The organism is Streptomyces sp. H27-D2 (assembly GCF_035828615.1).
Classification (GTDB): domain Bacteria; phylum Actinomycetota; class Actinomycetes; order Streptomycetales; family Streptomycetaceae; genus Streptomyces.
The window spans coordinates 1,623-6,982 of record NZ_JAYMZR010000174.1; the positions used below are offsets into that span (position 1 = coordinate 1,623).

The window sequence follows — 5,360 nt, forward strand, 5'->3', positions numbered from 1 at the left end:
TCGCCGGCGCGCTCAAGATGCTGCGCGCGGGCTGCCGGTCAGCGGACGGCACGGCCGCCGCGGAGCGCGCCTCGGCGCTGACCCGCACTCTGTTCGACGACCCGCTGCTGCGCGACACCGGGAACTGGCGGGCGGCCGGCGAGCGGGACTTCGTACGGCGCAGCTGCTGCCTGTACTACCGGGTGCCGGGGGGCGGGATGTGCGGCGACTGCGTACTGCTGCCGACCCGCACCTCCCACCCGGCGCCGGGCGCGTGAGCGCTCAGCCGCCCGTCGGCTCCTGGCCGGAGTGCCGGCGCAGCAGATACGTGTCCATGATCCAGCCCTTGCGCTCGCGCGCCTCGGCCCGCAGCGTCCTGATCCGGTCCGCGACGTCGGACAGCCGGCCGGAGACCAGGATCTCGTCCGGCGTGCCCACGTACGCCCCCCAGTAGATATGGAGGTCGTCGTCCGCGAACCGGCTGAACGTCTGGTGCGCGTCGAGCATGACGACGACGTCCTCGACCCCGTCGGGGAAGCCTTCGGCGAGGCGTCGGCCGGTGGTGATCTGCACCGGCTTGCCGACCTGGTTCAGCCCGGTCCGGTGCCGCGCGGCGAGCGCCGAGACGCTGCTGACGCCCGGCACGACCGAGTGGTCGAACTCCACCGTGCCGCGGCCGAGGATGTCCTCCAGAATGGCGAGCGTGCTGTCGTACAGCGAGGGGTCGCCCCAGACGAGGAACGCGCCGCACGCGTCCTGCGTGAGCTCTTCCCGGATGAGCCGCTCGCAGATGTCCGCACGACGGCGCCGCCAGTCCCCGACGGCGGGGGAGTACGCCGGAGTGCTGCGGTCCCGGTCCGGGTCGCGCGCCTCCACCAGCCGGTACGAGCCCTGCTCGACGTGCTGTTCCAGGATGTCCCGCCGCAGCTGCACGAGATCCTGTTTCTCCTCACCCTTGTCCAGGATGAAGAACACGTCGACCTCATTGAGCGCTTTGACCGCTTGCAGGGTCAGGTGGTCCGGGTCGCCGGCCCCGATGCCGATCACAAGAATCTTCCTCACGCCGCCGAGTCTGCCCTATGGGCGCGAGCCGGCCCGCCACGGGGCCGACCGGCCCCCGCGGACCGCGGCATTGCCCCGGTTCGGGGGCCCTCGCCGGGCCAAAGAGGGCAAGATCACAGCTGAGCGCACTGCTGCTCATGGCGTCGATTCCCCTAGCCTTCCCCCATGACGGTCCTGCCCGATGACGGGCTCTCCCTGGCCGCCGAGTTCCCGGCCGCGAACCGTGAGCAATGGCAGCAGTTGGTCGAAGGCGTGCTGCGCAAGGCGGGCACGACAGTCGCGCCCGGCGCTACGGCCGAGGACGTGCTGGCCACCGCACTCCAGGACGGGCTCGCCACCCGTCCCCTCTACACCGCCCACGACACCTCCGACGATCCCGGCTTCCCCGGCTTCCCCCCGTTCGTACGGGGCGGCACAGCGGCCGGCACCACAGTCTCCGGCTGGGACGTGCGCCAGCCGCACGCCGAGCCCGATCCGAAACGGGCCAACGCCTCCGTCCTCGCGGATCTGGAGAACGGCGTCACCTCGCTGTGGCTCACCGTCGGCGAGGCGGGCATCCCGGTCGGCGCGATCGGTGACGTCCTCAAGGACGTCTACCTCGATCTGGCCCCGGTCGTCCTCGACGCGGGCCCCGCCTTCGAACCGGCCGCCCGCGCGAGCTTCGTCGCCAACCTCTTCCAGTCGGGCGGCATCGAGCCCGTACAGGACCCGGTGACCGTCGATCCGGCGACCGCGGCCGAGGCGTTCACCCGCAGCGGCGCCCCGGTGGCCTGCGTGTGCTCCAGCGACAAGCTGTACGCCGAGCAGGCCGAGGCTGTCGCCGCGGCGCTCAAGTCCGCCGGGGCCGAGCACGTCCACCTCGCCGGGAACCCCGCCCCCGGCGAGCAGCGGGAAGCATATCTACGGGCCGGAGTCGACGCGTTCGCCTTCGCGGGAGACGACGCGGTCGCCTTCCTCACCTCCGTCCTCGACCGCATGGGAGTGGCGTGATGCAGCGCACCGCCGGACAGCAGCCGGGACCGGTCCCGGATTTCTCGGACATCGACCTGGTACCGGACAACGCCGCGGCAGGCGCCGCCGGGCACAGCCCCGCCGCGGACGCCCCCGCGCCGGACGCCCCCGCGCCGGCCGGCCCCGACCAGTGGCGGGACGCGCTGCGCGAGAGCACCGGCAAGGGCGAGGACGAGCTGCTCTGGGAGACCCCGGAGGGCATCGGGGTCAAGCCGCTCTACACCGCCGACGACCTGAGCGAGGTCGACTTCCTCGGCACCTACCCGGGCGTCGCGCCGTACCTGCGCGGCCCGTACCCGACGATGTACGTCAACCAGCCCTGGACGATCCGGCAGTACGCGGGCTTCTCCACCGCCGAGGAGTCCAACGCCTTCTACCGCCGCAACCTCGCCGCCGGCCAGAAGGGCCTCTCGGTCGCCTTCGACCTGCCGACGCACCGCGGTTATGACAGCGACCACCCCCGCGTCACCGGCGACGTCGGCATGGCGGGCGTCGCCATCGACTCCATCTACGACATGCGGCAGCTCTTCGACGGCATCCCGCTGGACAAGATGAGCGTCTCGATGACGATGAACGGCGCGGTGCTGCCCGTACTGGCGCTCTACATCGTCGCGGCCGAGGAGCAGGGCGTACCGCCGGAGAAGCTGGCCGGGACCATCCAGAACGACATTCTCAAAGAGTTCATGGTCCGCAACACCTACATCTATCCGCCGCAGCCCTCGATGCGGATCATCTCCGACATCTTCGCGTACACCTCGCAGAAGATGCCCCGCTACAACTCCATCTCCATCAGCGGCTACCACATCCAGGAAGCCGGAGCCACGGCCGACCTGGAGCTGGCCTACACGCTGGCGGACGGTGTCGAGTACCTGCGGGCCGGGCTCGGCGCGGGGCTGGACGTGGACGCCTTCGCACCCCGGCTCTCCTTCTTCTGGGCGATCGGCATGAACTTCTTCATGGAGATCGCCAAGCTGCGCGCGGCCCGGCTGCTGTGGGCCAGGCTCGTCAAGCGCTTCGAGCCGCAGAGCGCCAAGTCGCTGTCCCTGCGCACCCATTCGCAGACCTCCGGCTGGTCGCTGACCGCGCAGGACGTCTTCAACAACGTGGCGCGCACCTGCGTCGAGGCGATGGCCGCGACCCAGGGCCACACCCAGTCGCTGCACACCAACGCCCTCGACGAGGCCCTCGCACTGCCCACCGACTTCTCCGCCCGCATCGCCCGCAACACCCAACTGCTGCTCCAGCAGGAGTCGGGCACCTGCCGCACCATCGACCCCTGGGGCGGCAGCGCCTACGTCGAACGGCTCACCCTCGACCTGGCCCGGCGCGCCTGGCAGCACATCGAGGAGGTCGAGGCGGCCGGCGGCATGGCCAAGGCCATCGACGCGGGCATCCCCAAGCTGCGCGTCGAGGAGGCCGCGGCCCGTACCCAGGCCCGGATCGACTCCGGACGGCAGCCGGTGATCGGCGTCAACAAGTACCGGGTCGCGGGCGACGAGCAGATCGACGTGCACAAGGTCGACAACTCCTCGGTCCGCACCCAGCAGCTCGCCAAGCTGCGCCGGCTGCGCGAGGAGCGCGACGAGGACGTCTGCCAGGACGCGCTGCGCGCGCTCACCGGCGCCGCCGAGGACGGCCACCGCTCCGGCGGCGGCCTGGAGGGCAACCTGCTGGCCCTCGCGGTGAACGCGGCCCGCGCGATGGCGACCGTCGGCGAGATCTCGGACGCGCTGGAGAAGGTCTACGGGCGGCATTCCGGCCAGATCCGTACCATCTCCGGGGTTTACCGAGAGGAAGCCGGACCGACCTCCGGCGTCCAGCGCACCCGCGCGCTGGTGGAGGTCTTCGAGCGCGCGGAGGGCCGCCGCCCCCGCATCCTGGTCGCCAAGATGGGCCAGGACGGGCACGACCGCGGCCAGAAGGTGATCGCCACCGCCTTCGCGGACCTCGGATTCGACGTCGACGTCGGCCCGCTGTTCCAGACCCCGGCGGAGGTGGCCCGGCAGGCGGTGGAGGCCGACGTGCACATCGTCGGCGTCTCCTCGCTGGCCGCCGGCCACCTGACGCTGGTGCCCGCGCTGCGCGCGGAGCTGGCCGAGCAGGGGCGCGAGGACATCACGATCGTGGTCGGCGGGGTCATCCCGCCCCAGGACGTGCAGACACTCAAGGACATGGGCGCGGCCGCGGTCTTCCCGCCGGGCACAGTCATCCCGGACGCCGCCCACGATCTGCTGAAGACCCTCGCCGGGGTCCTCGGCCACGAGCTGTGAGCCCATGCGCCGACCGATCGACATCGACAGCTACGTCCAGGGCGTCCGCGAGGGCTCGCGCGCGCACATCGCCCGCGCGATCACCCTGGTGGAATCCACCCGCACCGACCACCGCGAACTCGCCCAGCGGCTGCTGATCGAGCTGCTGCCGCACTCCGGCGACGCCCGCCGGATCGGGATCAGCGGTGTGCCCGGCGTCGGCAAGTCCACCTTCATCGACGCCCTGGGCACGATGCTCACCGGGCTCGGGCACCGGGTCGCGGTCCTCGCCGTCGACCCCTCGTCCACCCGTACGGGCGGCTCCATCCTCGGCGACAAGACCAGGATGGAGCGGCTCGCCGTCGACCCGGCGGCGTTCGTGCGGCCCTCGCCCACCGCCGGCACGCTCGGCGGGGTGGCCCGCGCGACCCGCGAGAGCATCATCGTGATGGAGGCCGCGGGCTACGACGTGGTCCTGGTCGAGACCGTCGGCGTCGGCCAGTCCGAGACCGCGGTCGCGGACATGGTCGACTCCTTCCTGCTGCTCACCCTGGCGCGCACCGGCGACCAGCTCCAGGGCATCAAGAAGGGCGTGCTGGAGCTCGCCGACATCGTCGCCGTCAACAAGGCCGACGGACCGCACGAGCGCGACGCCCGCTCGGCCGCCCGCGAACTGGCCGGGGCGCTGCGGCTGTTGCAACCGCTCGACGAGGCGTGGACCCCGCCGGTCCTCACCTGTAGCGCACAGGAGAACACCGGCCTGGACACCGTCTGGGAGCGGTTGGAGGAGCACCGCAAGATTCTCGACGCGGTGGGCCGGCTGGCCGCCAAACGCCGTGAGCAGCAGGTCGGCTGGACCTGGTCGATGGTCCGCGACCAACTGCTCACGGAGCTGCGCGAGCACCCCGGGGTCCGCGGGCTCGCCCCCGACCTGGAACGCGAGGTCCGCGACGGCTCGCTCACCGCGACGCTGGCGGCCGAGCGCATCCAGGCCGTCTTCCGGCCGGGGGGCGGTGGGGCGGATGCCGCGACCGGCGCGGAGGCGGCTGCGTCCGGCGC

Annotated in this window: 4 protein-coding genes and 1 pseudogene; 4 read left to right on the forward strand and 1 reads right to left on the reverse strand. The window is 72.0% G+C overall.

The window, feature by feature from the left end:
- Positions 1 to 257 (forward strand): (2Fe-2S)-binding protein (locus QMK28_RS33380; RefSeq protein WP_326443444.1); only part of this gene is annotated, 257 nt, incomplete at its 5' end.
- A gap of 4 nt (positions 258 to 261) precedes the next feature.
- Here QMK28_RS33380 and cobF read toward each other — a convergent pair.
- Entirely contained in the window at positions 262 to 1,041 is a 780-nt protein-coding gene (cobF, locus tag QMK28_RS33385; RefSeq protein WP_326443445.1) for a precorrin-6A synthase (deacetylating), read from the reverse strand.
- Between the two features lie 165 nt (positions 1,042 to 1,206).
- On the opposite strand from cobF, the pseudogene QMK28_RS33390 reads away from it, so the two are divergent.
- The 3 genes and pseudogenes from QMK28_RS33390 to meaB form a co-directional block, all read left to right on the forward strand.
- Positions 1,207 to 1,740, forward strand: a pseudogene (locus tag QMK28_RS33390) (methylmalonyl-CoA mutase family protein); the annotation flags it as partial.
- Between the two features lie 290 nt (positions 1,741 to 2,030).
- Positions 2,031 to 4,322: a methylmalonyl-CoA mutase gene (gene scpA / locus QMK28_RS33395; protein WP_326443446.1), complete on the forward strand. Its 2,292-nt coding sequence runs from the start codon at positions 2,031 to 2,033 to the stop codon at positions 4,320 to 4,322.
- Between the two features lie 4 nt (positions 4,323 to 4,326).
- Positions 4,327 to 5,360 (forward strand): methylmalonyl Co-A mutase-associated GTPase MeaB (gene meaB / locus QMK28_RS33400; RefSeq protein ID WP_326443447.1); only part of this gene is annotated, 1,034 nt, incomplete at its 3' end.